A 14787-nucleotide genomic window follows, 5' to 3' on the forward strand; every position below is an offset into this window, starting at 1 on the left:
GACTCCACGACGTTTGAACTCTTCCAAGTGCCGTTCTCGATCTTGCGGGCCCCAATTGCGCGACCAAAGTACTTCCCCCTGCTTCGTGGGCATGCGCCGAAGTCGATGGCTAGTCCTTTGGCAATCGTGCTTGCACTCGCGGTATTTACGATCCTGCCGGGGACGTCTGTACAGGTCAATGCGACGCTGCCTGCGTCCTGCACGCCCCACGGTGCGACCCCTAGTCGACCAGCGGCCATGTTGACGGGAGGGTTGCTGTCGTCACAGCCTGCGAAGTTAGACGTACGGCCGCCTGCCATGTTGGTCGAATCGTTAATCGATGCGGCCACCATCGTGCAGGACGCGGAACCGCCTGACACCCTCACGAAGCTTGATGGATAGCTTCCTGCAATAGCCGGCGGCGCGGCCACCGCCGTCGCGAACACCACCGCAACAAGAACCCCGATTGGTCGAAACGTCAAAGCGACTCGATAACTCGTATTTACAGAATGGATGCGAGTCTAAGCAGCGCGAGGGGTATTTCGTACCTCTTTCGCAAAAGGTGGGTGATCCAGGGATCGCCATACACATGGGCCCGACCCGTTGGTTCTGACCGTGTGTGCTGGGAAGTCGGTCATGCGGTGGCAATCTTCGGGTTCTGTCTGCCGCAGTTCGTCGCGGTGATGTTGCGCGAGCCACTGCCCGTGGCAGCGTCCGCGACCGTATGAATCCTGAGTACCCTGCTGCCGGCTTCTCGGCCCTGGTCGAGGCCCATGACACTCGGCGCGATACGGCTTCGCACAGCGCTTTCGCTCTGAGGACATTTGGTGCCTCTTAACTAAGCTCTCGGCAGCTTCTAAACCTCCGGAAAATAGTTGACCCGTCTCCGTGATCTTTGGAGATCGAATGTGATGGATAGTGAGGAAGCTCAGCCGAAATCGGTCGCACGTCTTGGGTGGGCGCGTGATGCGCGCGGACCGCGCTCCGTCGGAACTGGTCAAGTCAATTTCGAAATCTGAATCGACACTGGAGGTCGCTTTGCGAAAAAATAAGATGGTTTACGCGTCGGCTGCGCTGCTAGCTGCGTTGGCCTCGCTATTGCATCGTCGAGTGTGGCGGTTGCCGCTGAGTCAAATCCGGCTGAACCGTTGCAGTTGAGTGCAGAGGAGGTCGGGGACTACAAGGCGGCGCAGGATGCGGCTGGACTGGGCCCTGGCCTGGTAGGGCCCCGGGACTCTTTGGCCATCGCGCAGGAAGCCGCCCTCGATCGTGAGAAGTACGCCTCCTTCGTCTCGAAGACATCAAGAGCTTCAGCTGCCGCAGCTGTGTCGCCATCAAAAACCATTTCTGTCACGCATTCGTCTCAGTCCCGCACCTATTGGTGTGGGCCGTCTGCGGTAGCGATGGCACTGCGAACCATCGGCGTCACCTCGCCAACTCAGACCGTGCTCGCGGGTCAACTCAAGACGACGACGGCCGGGACTGCTTGGTCTGGCGTGAACGTGAGTACGTCTCCGAGCACTGGAAGGCCGGTCAAGGACGTCTTGAACAACCGGACTGGCAGGCTCCCTACTATGTGGCGGTTGACCTGTCCTATAGCCCGACTGCAACTGAGAAGACGAACTACAAGAATCGGATAGTGGCCGGAATTACGCTCGACCACGGGCTAGTCGGCGGCGCGTATGAAGTTCCCGGCGGACCGCGGCTTAACGGTCATCCTGCGGGCGGAACTATCTGGCACTATGTCACAATGACCGGCTACTCGGGCTCTGGATCAACGACCCGATACGGCGATCCTGCTGCGGGATCGACCACGTCGTGGGCCGGATCTGTTCCGAAGTTCTCGACCCTCTCGTCGAACACAATGACGACTATTCTCGGTGGCCGGGGCTATGTCTGGTAAGGATGCGTTCCTAGCTTCTCTGGCAGCGATACTTGTCCTTGCCTCGGGGTGTTCACCGGAGAAGGAACGGCGCCCACTCGAGTCCTCGCCTTCTCCTGCCCCCAGTGTCAACGAGCAATGGAAAATTCGGCAAGGCGCTTTGGCGGCACCGACCGTCACTCAGTTGCGCAAGGGATGGAAAGCCGATTGGGTCAACCACGTACAGCCGTTCGAGGTGAATCCAAGCTCGACCAAACTCGTAGCGGCCGTCAAAAGCGAGGGCTTCAACGGCGTCGCTCTGGTCAACGCACGAACCGGTGAGGTAGTCGAGCAAGTCGATGCCTCCGCCAGCGGTGAGGCCTTTCAAGCTGGTGGCCAAGCCAATGAGGATTTCGCTGTCTGGAAGGAATATCGAACGCCTAACAGTCTCGACGATTATGTCGTGAAGGCATGGGATCGAAGGCGGCACAAAGTCAGCCAGATCGGTGAAAGTCGTCAGGCCGCGGGCGGCGTCACCTACCCGTCCACCTGGCAGACTCCGGTCCTCGCTGATGGTCGGGCCGCGTGGGTCGAGGGCACTGACGGTGAAGGTGGCGGCGATCTGGTTGTCGTAGACCTGGCGACCGGCAAGCGGCATGTAATACCTGGGGTTGCTCACCCAGGCCGGCTGAGCGCCTTCGATTCCACGTTGATATGGACGGAGTCGCATGCGCGTGGGGCGCCGACACGGCTACACGCGATCGACATTGGCACTCGTGAACCGGTCGAGCTGCCCCAAGGTTTGAAGGGACTTCGCGGAGCCGGATTCCTCGTGACCAATGGCAAAGCGGCAGCATGGGTAAGGACCGACGACGTCGGGGTGTCGCTGATGGTGTTGCCCTCCATGGATGCGAAGCCGGTCGAAGTCAAGGCGTTCACCGATAACGGATTCAGCCCACCCTTTTCGATCACTCCTCGCCTCGTCACTGCGTCGATATCGTCCGGCGGAATCCTCTTCCTGGATCTGGAGTCAGGCCGGTTTGCGATCCAGGACGACGCCTCTTACGCAGTAGTTGCCGGGTCAACCTTGATGGTTCTACCCTTCACCACCGCAAAGAGCGAGCATCCGCCACCGCTCCCGTACGCGCAGATCTCGCAGAATGATGCGATCAAGATTCTTCCGGAAAGCAAATAGGTGTGTTGAGGGCAAACACGATTCGAAACATGGCGAATAGTGGTTCTCGCTGGCGGATTGGTCTTATGTGGCGATCTCCCGCCATGAGCCGTGTCCGGATTGTGATGACTCCGATGTCGGTGGGATGTCCTGAGAGATATGCCTCGTGGAGTGAATCGGTTCCTGAATACGGAATCGCCTCGTGAGGCGGGTGGGGGGCGAAGGCTCTGCTCGTGTCGGCTTTGATCCTCGGGGGATGCACCAGCGAGTCTTCGTCCCCACCAGGAGGTTCCCCAGAACCCGCTGTCAGCCCCGAACCGTCCAAGAGTGCGGTGACATCGGCCGACCCCACCTTCTTGGAGTTGGTCTTGGATGACGCTCCATTGGCGCGCGAGGGTATCGATTACCGCACAGTTGCGACGCTGAAGCAGAAGATCGGAGCGGACCAGGCCATCTACTACGGCGTGAACGCTGAGGCTGGCATTGCCTACGGAAGTATCAGTCGTCCTGATGGGACTTCCGGTCTACAACCCCGCGACGGATTCATCACTGACCTCAAGACACAGGAGATGGTCAGGGTCTCGGACGGGGGGAGTCGTCCTTCGCCGACGCAGTTCACTGGCATGGACTACTCCGATGGGCGTCTAGTCTGGGTTGAGACAGACTCGGACAACCTGTCGGCAAGTAACTGGGTCATGTATGCCTACCAGGTGGAGGGCAGCGATGGCCGAGGTAAGGGTAAGACCATCGAGCTGGCACGAGCCCCAAAGGTTGAGAGCGACCCGATTCCTATGGCGTCCGGTTCTACCGTTCCTCAGATCTCGGGCACCGATGTGTACTTCAACGCAGTGTCCAAGGTCTCCGACAAGAAGGTCGAGACTTCGATCTACAAAGTTCCGATCGATGGGAGCAGCCCCCTTGCTCTCTTCGAACGCGGCGTTGATGGAGTGTTCGCCGACGACAAGTGGGTCTACTTCGCTCGAGGTCGCGACGAGGTCATGCGCCGCTCCACACGGGAGGGCTCCAAGGCAGAACCGGTAAGAGCAATGGACCAAATCAGGTCATGGTGTGGAGGCGGTTATGCGAATGGTCTGTTCGTCGCCTGTGCAAACCGGGCGTGGACTCGAGCTCTGATGATCTTCGACTCAAACAGCCGGCTTCTCGCGAGGATTGACGTCGGAAAGAATGACATCTCCACGTCAACTATCGACATCACAGGTGATCTTGTCGGATTTGATGCTGGCAATAAGGAAGAGGGCGACGCGCAGCGCTACACATTTGATGTGAGTGACGGCAGCCTTGTGAAGCTCACTGACGCGAACGTCAACACCATTGCGCATGGGAGCAAGCGAATACAGCAACTCCGCCTTCAGCCAGACACCGGAATTGCGAATACATTCAAATTCGTTGAAATCCTGCCGGATAAATAGGTCTCGGACTCTGTTCGGGTGCACCAGACGGCTGAGTGTGATGAGAGCGGAAACCACTAGAAGTGCGGGCACCGGAGACGACCGGGTTCCGGTGCCCGGTGCGACGTGGATGCTTGTGCCGCAAGTTGGGTCCAAGAGTCAAGATGACAGGACACCCTGTCGCCTTGAGCGTTGCTGATCGGAAAGCTATCGTGGCGCGGCCGACGTGAGATAGGAGTCAACTACCGTCGAAAAGGACAGGACCGAGGGCGGCTTGGTGTCGAGACCTGGGTGCTTCTTGATCAGGATCTCTTCGTAGCCAACGATCTGCCCGCTGTCAGGATTGCCGAAAAGTACATGCCGAACGTGTGGCTCAGCGGAGTCGATGATGGAGATCGCAGCGGCGTCTCGCTTGATTCGGTCCTTGACGGATCCGAGGCTGTGAAATCCAGTCTCTGTCTCAAGCATCTTCCAGATCGCCGCGGTTAGTTCGTTGGGCAAGACATACGTTTGGGTAAGTCCGACGATTTCTCGGTATAGACACATTGAGCGCGCGTAGCCGACTGTGCGAGATTGGCATTCGCTGTGGTCGAGCAACGCGTCAGCGAGCTTCGAAGGTCTGGTCGGGAGGGAACTGGCGAACCCGGCGTCTACGGTTCCGGCGTCGAGGGTCTCGTCGACCAGCTGTTCGCCGGGGCTTGTCGAAGAGCTGCGGCCATTGGAGTCAAGTGGCTGTCCCACAGCTTCGTGGGTCGTCAGTGCACCGTTTGGACGGAGCCAGGTTTCGCTGACGCGGGGCACGATCTTGGATGAGCCGTTGTCGTCGAGGTCGGCGAACCAGTTGTCCGACTTCGTGTACTGGATCTGTCCGTTGCCAGGCAACGGTCGGGACATTGCGGCCGCTTCTGAGAGCAGCCGGAGCGTGGGAGAAGCTTCTTCGCCAGGCGCGTAGGCAATGCGAACTGCTGAGGCGAACTCGAAATCCAGTACCGCTGGTGCGGCTGCTTCGCTGGCGATCCGCCGGGCCGACCAATTGCGAAGACTACGGCCGTAGAGGCAGCCACGCCAACTGCGACAGCAACCCAACGTCGTCGCCTAGGCGTACGTATGTTGCTGGGGGAATGCGGCTCGTCTGCCAAAAGCTTTTCGTTGTCCGCGTGCTTCATCCGTGCGATGAAGTCGTCAGCCGATTCGAGGTGGGGAGTCTCATCGCTTGATCGGTCGCTGCCGAAGCCTAGATCTCGAGCTTCTTTTCGGAAGCGTTCGAGTTCGTTCTCGGCGGCCTTCCTGTTCCCAAGGGGATTCATTCGGAGGCGCCTCCTGAGCTGATTGCCGGGTCAGGTTCGTGCACTTCTTCGCCCTCCAGGTATCGCAGGCGCTGACGTAGCCGGCTGACCCGGCTGGTGAACGCGGATGTTGAGATACCAAGGGCGTGTGCGCAATCGTCCGCGCTGAGCTCACGGAGGAAAGCAACATCAAAAAGTAGCTGCTCCGCCGGGGTGAGTCGGCTGTAGATCCGTCGCGCATTGTCGCTGTCGATGACTGCCCGGGCCACGTCTTCAGGTGATGGTTGGCGATGTGCCCCGGGCCAGTCTTCGACGAAACGGTTGTCGTGATGTTTGCGTGAGCGGCGTTGGATTTCTTGCAACACTTTGTTCTTGGCAATTCCGACGACCCACGCTGCCCACATCTTGGGGTCCTTGGGGAAGTCGGCGCGCTTGCGCCAGGCGATCTCGAAGGTCTCAGACACGACATCGGCGGCGGCTTCGGAACCCACTCGTCGGATCGCGAAGAGAAACACTGGATCTCTAAGTGAGCGGTAGAGGTCCCCAAAATCCTCTTCGGTCACGACGTCACTTTATATCTAAGGCGATCGACCCGTTGGGGCTATGACCATTGTCACTACTAGCAGTCGGTGATCGTTGCCAAGTACACGGCTTTAGAGGTCGTTTGCCAACCGGTTGTGGTGGCTTTCTTGGCTCCCGGTTTGATACAGACAGTTGAGCCGCTGCCGTCCTGCTTCTCGTGCAGCCAAGTCCTCTTCGCTCTGTTGTTGTAGTAGGACTTGGTCGCCGTGAGAGAAATTGGTCGGTACGAGTTCGTTGTCGAGATTCGTTGAATCGAGCCGCTGTAGTTGGCTCCCGACCAAACGCAGAGGTAGCCGGATGCGCATTCGGACAGGGCAGTGGGCGTAACGACGAGCCCGTGAGAAGCGTTGGTCTGAGCAACGGAGGCGGCACCAATGATGGAAGCAATCACGGATCGAGTGACGAGTCTTGAGAAGTTCATACTCACTCGTCGACGCGCTGACTACGGCGTCACTGGCAATGATCTACTTCGCCTGCATCAGTGATTCCAGGGCTCGAAGTGTGACGGCAGCCCGTCTGCGCAATGTGCGGCGTACGGGAACGGAAACCTGGCGCTAGTGCGTCCAGGCGGTGCTGGACTCCCCCCGTGGGGGATGCAATCGACGGACGCAAGCCTCAGTTTTGAGAAATCTGATGAAGAGGTGTGATTTCTCTCTGTCGAATGTGACTAACATTCACGTGAAGGTTCGCTGCGCCGAGGAGGGGAGTGCAAATGAAGCAGGCGGCGAAATCCGCGCTTGCCGGAGTTTCCCTGTTGTTTGTCTCACTCGGGGCCTATGCGCTGCTGACAAGTACTGGCGATCAGGGACCGGTCGAGTCATCTCCTTCGACTCCGGTCCATGCTGAACATCGTGCTGACATGGTTCGTGAACACGCCGAGCTGAGTTTGATGACTATCTGCTGACGCCGGCCTGTAGCTTCGAGGCGGTCGGCCCCTTCTCCAGCCTTGATTCGGATCGACTGCCAGGTTTCCTTGAGAGATCGAGGGACCGGTCACACCTCGGGTTGAGACTTTGCCGAACCATTGCGGCCGTGGGCATTCCTGCGGGTCGGGCTGTTGCAGGAGGTCGCTACGGCATGAGATCGTGCGACGTCGCGTGCTGGTCCGTCGAGAGACTGTTCAGAGCTGACGCACCCAGTCAGCTCTGGAGCGGTGACATCACCGCGCTCTGGACCGGCTAAGGCAAGCTCTACCTCTGCGCATTCAAGAACGTCCACTCCAGCCGGGTCGTGGGCTACTCCATCGATTCACGCATGAAGTCCAGGCTCGCTGTCATGGCGCTCAACAACGCTGCAGCCAGGCCTGGTCGAAGGGCGGTTCTAGAGCACCAACAAGCAACAGCGGTGTGACAAAAGGTGTCACACCGCTGTCACACAGTTTGTGCTGATGAGGGCTTTCGTGTGCCGCTCAGTGCGGAGTTCGCTCAACTAGCTGGCAAGGCAGGCCCAGCCCAACCACCGTGTTGAATCACAGAGGAATCACCGCAATCCCAGCATCTACAGGTTCGACTGAACCCCAGCCAGCAGCTGGCGTCCCATGACGATGCGCTGCACCTGGTTGGTGCCTTCGTAGATCTGGGTGATCTTGGCATCGCGCATCATGCGCTCGACGGGGTAGTCGCTGGTGAAGCCGTAGCCGCCGAGCAGCTGGACTGCGTCGGTCGTGACCTGCATCGCGGTGTCGGAGGCGAAGGCCTTGGCCGCGGCGCCGAAGAACGTCAGGTCCTTGTCGCCACGCTCGGACCGGCCGGCAGCTGCGTAGGTGAGCTGGCGGGCGGCCTCGATCTTCATGCCCATGTCGGCGAGCATGAACTCGATGCCCTGGAACTCCGAGATCGACTTGCCGAACTGCTTGCGCTCCTTGACGTAGCCGAGCGCATAGTCGAGGGCGCCCTGGGCGACGCCGACGGCCTGCGCGGCGATCGTGACGCGCGTGTGGTCGAGGGTCTTCATCGCGATCGAGAAGCCTTCTCCGACCTGGCCGATGATCCGGTCGCCGGGGATGCGGACGTTGTCGAGGTAGACCTCGCGCGTCGGCGATCCCTTGATGCCGAGCTTCTTCTCGGGGGCGCCGAACGAGACACCTTCGTCGGACTTCTCGACGACGAACGCCGTGATGCCCTTCGAGCGCTTCTCCGGATCGGTCTGCGCGAGCACCGTGTAGTACTCCGACCAGCCGGCGTTGGTGATCCAGCGCTTGACGCCGCTGAGCACCCAGTCGTCGCCATCGCGGACGGCCTTGGTCTTCTGGTTGGCGGCATCTGATCCGGCGTCGGGCTCGGACAGGCAGTAGGAGAATCCGCCCTCACCGGCCGCGAGCTTGGTCAGGTACTTCTTCTTGATCTCTTCGCCGCCGCCGATCTGGACGGGCAGCGAGCCGAGCTTGTTGACGGCGGGGATCAGCGAGGACGAGACGCAGGCGCGGGCGACCTCTTCGATGACCAGCACGGTGGCGAGCGCGTCGGCGCCGGCTCCGCCGTACTCCTCGGGGACGTGCGGCGCGTGGAAGTCCGACGCGAGCAGCGCGTCGGCAGCTTCTTCGGGGGAAGCGCGCGTTGGCATCGACATCGGCCGCGAACGGCGCGATCTTGGCGTCGGCGACGGCGCGGACGGCCTCGCGGATCGCTTGGTGCTCTTCGGAGAGAACGAACAGATCAGTTCCTGCATGGGTGCTCATGAGGCCAGTCCTTCATATCCGTAGAAGCCCTGTCCGGACTTCTTGCCGAGGAGCCCTGCGTCGACCATGCGGTCGAGCAGCGGCGGCGGGGAGTACAGGGGCTCCTTGAACTCGTCGTACATCGAGACGCCGATCGCGCGGATCGTGTCGAGACCGATGAGGTCGGAGAGGGCCAGCGGGCCCATCGGGTGTCCGCAGCCGAGCACCATGCCGCGGTCGATGTCCTCGGCGGAGGCGTAGCCAGCCTCGTACATGCGGATGGCCGAGAGCAGGTAGGGGACCAGCAGGCTGTTGACGACGAAGCCGGCGCGGTCTGTCGCGTCGATCGGCTTCTTGCCGAGGGCCTCGGTGACCCAGCCGCGCATGCGGTCGAGGGTCTCGGTCGAGGTCGTCAGCGAGGGGGATGAGCTCGACGAGCTTGCATGACGGGGGCCGGGTTGAAGAAATGGACGCCCATGACGTGGTGGGCGCGACCGGAGACGGCGCGCGCTTGACGATCGGGATCGAGGACGTGTTGGAGGCGAGGATCGCATCGTCCTTGGTGAGGATCTGGCCGAGCGTGCGGAACAGGTTGGGCTCGGTCTCTTCGTGCTCGCTGGCGGCCTCGATGACGAGATCGCGGTCGGCAAGGGTCTCGAGGCTGGTCTCGAAGGCGATGCGGTCGAGGATCGCCGCGACCTCGGCGGCCTCGATCTTGCCGCGGGACTCGGCACGTCGCAGGGAGCCTTCGACGCGAGCGGCGGCGGCCTTGGCGGCTTCGTCGTTGATCTCGATGACGATGACGTTCGCGCCGGCGCGTGCGGCGACTTCTGTGATGCCGGAGCCCATCAGCCCTCCGCCGATGACACCAACCTTCTCGATCCCACTCATGACAGCTCCCAAAGTATTAGTAGGACGTCATAGTATCGCTCGCGTTCCAGGCGCTAGCGCCCGCCCGGGGGACGGGAGAATCTGGTTTTGGCCGCTGAATCGCGGACAGAACCAGATTCTCCCGTCGGTCAGCGCACCGGGAGCTTCGTGCTGTCGCTGCTGGAGCGGTAGCCCGACGAGGTCAGGTAGCTGACCTTCAGGGTGTGCTTGCCGGTGCGTGTCGGTCGGAACGTCGTCGTGACGGCGCCCGACTTCAGCGTCAGGGTCCGGACGACCTTGCCCCGGTAGGTGAACCGCACCTTGCCGGTCGGCACGCCGGCCGACGACGACACCTTGACCGTCACCCGCAGCTTCTGCCCGCTGTGCAGCGTCCGCTTGCTGACCGACAGACGGGTCTTGGACGCCGCCCGCACGACCTTCGCCGTCCGAGCCGACTGAGCGACACCAGACGTGTGACCAGTCTTGGTCGCGGTGACCTTGACCGCCAGGCGGTGCCCGGCATCCGCCACGGTGGCGCGGTACGTCCTCGCCGTCGCCCGCGCGATCGGTGCGCCGTCCCGCACCCACTGGTAGGTGAACGCGACGCCCGGAACCGTCCACGTGCCCGGCGCAGCGGTCAGGGTCTTGCCGACCTGTGCGGTGCCGGAGACCTTCGGGGCCTTGGTCGCCACGGGCGCCGGAGCCGGACCGGTCGGAGCCTTCTCGACCTCGATCGTCTTGTCAGCGCTCACGTTGCCGGCGACGTCGGCCGCGCGGTAGGTGAGGACGTGCGCCTCTGCGTCGACGACCACAGGATCGGTGTACGTGATCCAGTCGCCGTCGTCGAGACGGTAGGCGATCGCGCTGACACCGGAGGCGGTGTCGCTGGCTCCGGGATCCATGGCGCTCAGGGTCACGGTGCGGTCGGTGCGGCTCGCGTCGACGGTCGGCACAGCGAGATCGACCTTGGCCGTCACTGTCCCGGAGTCGCCCTGCGCCCAGTCGGTGCCGGTGGCCCGGGTAAGCTCACAGTGACCTCGCCAGCCGGCAGCGTGACAGGTGCGGAGTACGTCGTCCACGCTCCGTCGCCCAACCGGTACTCGACCGTCGCCGAGGAGTCGGTGCTGGTCAGGGTCGCGGCGGCGCCGATACCGAACCAGCCGTCCTGTCCCGGGTGCGAGATCTCGACGTCGACCTGCGGTCCCGCTGCCGGAGCCGTCGTGCAGACGCTGGTGAGTCGCTCATCGCTCGCTGCCGCTCCACCGGCCTCGGTGGTCAGGACGTGGCAACCGGGGGCGACGTCGTCGACCGTCAGGTAGCCGTCCTTCGGCGTCACGGTGCGCGGCACCCGGTCGACGTACAGCGTCGTCGCCTCGGTCGCCGTGGTCGGCACGCTCAACGTCGCGGTCGTGTTGCCCGGAACGTTCGCCGACATCCGCACCTCGTCGTCGTCACCGTGGTCGAAGGCGACACCGATCTGGCCGCGGACGGTCGGAACCGTGATAGTTCCATATTTCAGGGTGCCCGGCTGCGGCTTGACCTCGAACGAGCTGTATCCCGGCTCGAGCGACTGCACGCCGAACAGGCCTGTCGGCACGGTGAACGCGGGCGAAGCGGCCCACGGGTGCGAGTACGTCAGGTTGGGCTTCAAGGACGGATCCCAGGCCTCCATCGTCGCGCCAGCGCCGAGGTTGATCATGTTCATCCAGCTCTTGGTGCCGGTCGCGGTCATCAGGTCAAGGGCCGCCTGGCCGTTCCCGCCGGCGTACAGGCCCTTGATCAGGAAGCCTGCGCAGTAGACGCTGCATGCCATGCCGCGCGAGCCGACGTACTCGGCGACCTTGCTCGACTGGTTGGTCTCGGGCACGCCGAAGGCCAGCGCGAAGGCGCTCGCGTGCAGCGAGTAGTGCCCGGTCACGGTGCCAGCGGCGTTCATGCCGTCGTCGTACTTGCCGGCCTCGGCGTTGTAGAACTTGTCGTTGATCGCATCGCGCAAACGATCAGCGATCGCGGTGTAGCTCGCTGCGTCGGCGTCCTTGCCCAGCGAGGTGGCCATCGCAGCCATGTCGCGGTAGGCACGGTAGGAGATCGAGTTGATCACGGTGTTGTACTGCTGGAACGAGTAGCCGTCGCGCTCGGACGCCGGCCAGTCGACGATGTCGTCGTCGCCGCTGCTGTTGCCGCCATTCGAACCCGACGTCTTGCGGATCAGGCCTGTCGACGACTCCAGCCACTTGGTGGGCAGCTTGGTCTGCAGGTTGGCGTAGTAGCTCGCCACCTGCTCGGTGTCGCCGGTCTGGCGCCACGCGTCATGAACCGCGAGGATCACGTAGATCGGCCACTCCGTCGGCCAGGTGCGGTTGTTCTTGAAGTAGTTCATCGAGTAGCGACCCAGCGACAGGTCGTTGTCGAGGTTGAGCGTCGACATCAGCTGCAGATAGCCGTCGGCCTCGTAGTTGATGCGCTCACGCGTCCACGAGTCGGTGTAGAAGTTGACGTTGAGCGACTCGATCGTGTTCTTCGACAGCTGCCAGACCTTCTCGAGGTTGGCATCGGACGAGGTGAACTTCGCGGCGTCCACGTCGAACGGGTACACGAGTGCCAGTGCCTGCAAGTTGTCGGCCGTGACGGGCTCGGGGGCACCGACGATCTCGAGGTACCGGAAGACCCGCATGCCCCACGTGTCGATCGTCTGCGCACCGCCCTTGAGCGTGACGATGTCCTGGTAGTTGTTGCCGGTGTTGAGGGCGTACTTGACGGTGTTCTCCGCCGAGGTCACCTCGCCGAACCGCAGGTCGACCTTCGAGCCGGCAGCGGCATCGGCGATCGTGTAGTGGACGCCGCCGACCCAGGTGCGACCGAAGTCGACGAAGTAGTTGCCATTGCCCTTGTCGACGATCTTGACCGGCGCCTTGCGCTTCTTCGGCGACCTTCTGGGTCGGCGTCGCGGTCAGGTCGGCCAGCGCAGCCTTGACGGTCGGCGCCGCCCACTCGGAGTCGTCGAAGCCGGGGGAGTCGAAGCCGTACGGGAACTCGCCGGCGTTGAGGTTCTCCTTCGGCGCGGAGTAGAAGCCCGTGCCGATGCTGCCGCTGCTCGGGAAGGCCGAGTCTCCGGTCTTGGCCTTCCAGGTGCCGTCGGTGTCGACGATCTGACGGCTGCCGTCGGTGTACTCGACGACGAGCCGGGCCATGAACTGCTGGCCGCTGGTCGTGTACGCCAGCGCGCCGATCGTGTTGGCCTGGCCCGATCGCACCTGGTCGGTGACGTCGAAGCCGTCGTAGCGAGCCTCCGAACCGATCGAGCGGGTGGGGCCGAGGCCCACGAACGTGCCGTTGAGGTACGCCTTGTAGACGTACTGCTTGGCCGGGTTGGTGCTGTTGCCGGTGGCGAACAGGGTCGCCCAGGCGACGTCCTTGTCCTCGAGCGTGACGTCCTTGCGCATCAGCGACCAGTTGGCCGTCAGCCCGTTCGGCAGGCACACCTGTCCCTTGCCGATCGTCAGCACTCCGTCAGCTGCGCTGCCGCACGCGAAGGTCTTGTCATTGGCCTGGAAGGTCGTGGCGAGCAGCGTCCCGCCGTTCGCGGCCTCGTTGGTCACGCTCAGGTCGCTGAACCGGCCGACCTCGCTGGAGCCGTTGCGGAAGCCGACCACACCGCGGCGGAACGTCGAGTCGGTCGTGGTGTCGACGAGGACGTCGTTGATCCAGGTCTTGATCGTGTTGTGGATCGCCTGGATCTTGACGGTGACCGTCGAGCCGGTCGCGAGGGTGCCGGCAGGCAGGTTGACGGTCTTGAGCGCGGTGTAGGTGCCGTTGACCTGGGTGTGGGTCTTGAGCTGGTTGTCAGCGCCACGCAGCTGCCACATGTACGAGTTGCTGCTGTCGCTGGCGCGGAACGAGATGCCCGTGGCGACCTCGTCGATCGTGACCTTGGTGCTCAGGGTGTAGTTGGCCCAGGAGCCAGCGAAGAACTCGTTCTTGCCGGTTCCGACGACCAGCTGGCCGGCCGAGACCGACAGGTTCGGGAAGTCGGGGTCGGGCGAGGTGCGGCTGAAGTCGTTGGCGTAGAGCGTCGCGCCGCTGGGGTCGGTGACCGTGATGTCGTCGTATCGAGCCTGCTCGGAGCTGCCGTTGCGGAAGCCGAATCCGCCGCTGGCGTGCGCCGTCAGACCCGTCGTGGTGTCGACCAGCGTGTCGTTGATGTACGTCTTGGCCGTGCTGCCGTCGAGGACGATCTTGAGTGCGTACTGCGTTCCGGTGGTCAGGGTGATGCCGGTGCCCGCGAGGCTCTTGTCCTCCAGCAGGGTCGTGCCGACGTGCTTCTTGAGGCTGTTGGTGTCGGCGCGGATCTGCCACAGGTAGAACGCGCTGCTGGAGCTGCTGCGGAATGTGACGGAGGCCGAGTTCTGCACGATCGTGAACTTCGACTCGAGCGTGTAGTCGGTCCAGTTGCTGAACTTGCTGGTCGGTGCCCAGATCGACTTCGCATCTCCCCAGGTGGATCCTGCGCCGGTGCCGAACCAGGTGTTGTCAGACCATGCCGAAGCCTTGCCCTCGGCGTCCCAGGTGCGCACCTGCCAGTGGTACCGCTCGGACTTGTCGAGGGCGGGACCGTCATAGGGGGCGTTGCTCTGCTCGTCGGAATCGACCTTGCCGGAGTCCCAGACGTCGTCGCCTTCGGGGCTGGTGCCGACGCGCACCTGGTAGGCGCTCTGCATGCCGAGCGACAGCTGCCAGCCGAACCGAGGCGCTCCCTCGAGGTCGGTGGGAGTCGCGAGGCCGTTGACCGTCAAGCCGGTCGGCTGGCTGCCGTCCGGGTCGGCGGCCTGGGCGGTGCCGCTAAGGCTGGCAACGCCGAGAGCAAGGCTGAGGACGACCGTGAGGGCAAGTCTCAGGGCGCGTGAAGGTGTCATCGTGCGGGATCCCGTCGGTGGGTGGCGGCCGGCTCCAGTGAGCCGGATCACAGCGTG

Annotated in this window: 9 protein-coding genes and 4 pseudogenes; 3 read left to right on the forward strand and 10 right to left on the reverse strand. The window is 62.7% G+C overall.

The annotated features are described in order from the left end of the window. Positions 1–1304: 1304 nt before the first annotated feature. From ACHMWU_RS29735 to ACHMWU_RS29745, 3 genes are all read left to right on the forward strand, one after another. Positions 1305–1619, forward strand: a complete 315-nt coding sequence (locus ACHMWU_RS29735) for a C39 family peptidase (RefSeq protein ID WP_396049290.1) — start codon at positions 1305–1307, stop codon at positions 1617–1619. A gap of 402 nt (positions 1620–2021) precedes the next feature. Then, the gene (locus ACHMWU_RS29740; protein WP_396049083.1) at positions 2022–3035 is read left to right on the forward strand and encodes a hypothetical protein; all 1014 of its coding nucleotides are present in this window, start codon (positions 2022–2024) and stop codon (positions 3033–3035) included. Positions 3036–3346: 311 nt separating this feature from the next. Beyond that, a complete protein-coding gene (locus ACHMWU_RS29745; protein WP_396049085.1) occupies positions 3347–4444 on the forward strand; it encodes a hypothetical protein in 1098 nt (365 codons plus the stop codon). Positions 4445–4630: 186 nt separating this feature from the next. On the opposite strand, the gene ACHMWU_RS29750 is transcribed toward ACHMWU_RS29745, so the two are convergent. From ACHMWU_RS29750 to ACHMWU_RS29795, 10 genes and pseudogenes are all read right to left on the reverse strand, one after another. After that, positions 4631–5509 carry a hypothetical protein gene (locus ACHMWU_RS29750; protein WP_396049087.1) on the reverse strand — a complete coding sequence of 293 codons (879 nt, stop codon included), beginning with the start codon at positions 5507–5509 and terminating at the stop codon, positions 4631–4633. Between the two features lie 217 nt (positions 5510–5726). Next, positions 5727–6272, reverse strand: a complete 546-nt coding sequence (locus ACHMWU_RS29755) for an RNA polymerase sigma factor (RefSeq protein WP_396049089.1) — start codon at positions 6270–6272, stop codon at positions 5727–5729. Between the two features lie 56 nt (positions 6273–6328). Next, entirely contained in the window at positions 6329–6712 is a 384-nt protein-coding gene (locus tag ACHMWU_RS29760; protein ID WP_396049291.1) for a peptidase inhibitor family I36 protein, read from the reverse strand. A 1076-nt stretch (positions 6713–7788) separates the two neighbouring features. Further along, positions 7789–8968, reverse strand: a pseudogene (locus ACHMWU_RS29765) (acyl-CoA dehydrogenase family protein). Beyond that, positions 8965–9333 (reverse strand): 3-hydroxyacyl-CoA dehydrogenase family protein, encoded by a 369-nt coding sequence (locus ACHMWU_RS29770; RefSeq protein ID WP_396049091.1) that lies wholly within the window; start codon positions 9331–9333, stop codon positions 8965–8967. Before ACHMWU_RS29770 ends, ACHMWU_RS29765 begins: the two are co-directional and overlap by 4 nt. Positions 9334–9427: 94 nt before the next feature. Beyond that, positions 9428–9838 (reverse strand): annotated as a pseudogene (locus ACHMWU_RS29775) (3-hydroxyacyl-CoA dehydrogenase NAD-binding domain-containing protein); the annotation flags it as partial. Between the two features lie 128 nt (positions 9839–9966). Further along, on the reverse strand, positions 9967–10896 hold the full coding sequence (locus ACHMWU_RS29780) for an OmpL47-type beta-barrel domain-containing protein (RefSeq protein ID WP_396049092.1): 930 nt from the start codon (positions 10894–10896) through the stop codon (positions 9967–9969). Next, positions 10791–12398 carry an alpha-L-rhamnosidase C-terminal domain-containing protein gene (locus ACHMWU_RS29785; protein WP_396049094.1) on the reverse strand — a complete coding sequence of 536 codons (1608 nt, stop codon included), beginning with the start codon at positions 12396–12398 and terminating at the stop codon, positions 10791–10793. Before ACHMWU_RS29785 ends, ACHMWU_RS29780 begins: the two co-directional genes overlap by 106 nt. A gap of 75 nt (positions 12399–12473) precedes the next feature. Continuing rightward, positions 12474–12716 (reverse strand): annotated as a pseudogene (locus tag ACHMWU_RS29790) (family 78 glycoside hydrolase catalytic domain); the annotation flags it as partial. Between the two features lie 82 nt (positions 12717–12798). Continuing rightward, positions 12799–14730, reverse strand: a pseudogene (locus tag ACHMWU_RS29795) (alpha-L-rhamnosidase N-terminal domain-containing protein); the annotation flags it as partial. Positions 14731–14787 lie beyond the last annotated feature (57 nt).

It is taken from the genome of Aeromicrobium sp. UC242_57, from assembly GCF_044452305.1.
GTDB lineage: Bacteria > Actinomycetota > Actinomycetes > Propionibacteriales > Nocardioidaceae > Aeromicrobium.